Here is a 354-nt window from a genome sequence, read left to right as displayed (position 1 = left end):
ATGGTGGCCGGCTTCAAATCGGAACGGTGGCCGGTCTTTGATCGGAATGGCGGCCGGCTTCACGTCGGAATCCGCACCCCGCCAAAGGCGGCCGTCCTGGTGAAGGTAATGGCGCTCGTCCAGACCGTGCCGATCGCCGCTTTCGAATGCTCATCGCAACCTCCAACTTCAGAGTGTTGCGACGACCGCTTGAATCCGCCCAATACGCCTGCGGGGCCTACTCCGAACTTCTGCATCGTCACGGTATCCAGGCGAGCATGAGCCGTGTCGGGAATCTTTACGATAACGCGAAGGCGGAAAGCTTCATGAAAACGCTCAAGCAGGAAGAAGTGCAAGGCCTCACCTACAAGGATG

The 354-nt window shown here is 58.8% G+C and carries 1 protein-coding gene; it reads right to left on the bottom strand.

Annotated elements, in window-relative coordinates; genetic code table 11:
* Positions 1-59 precede the first annotated feature (59 nt).
* The coding region (locus tag AC0L3D_RS37020) for a hypothetical protein (protein ID WP_473647578.1) at positions 60-354 on the bottom strand (295 nt) is incomplete at its 5' end.

The organism is Mesorhizobium sp. WSM4837, assembly GCF_055811435.1.
This window is presented reverse-complemented; position numbering and strand designations above follow the sequence as displayed.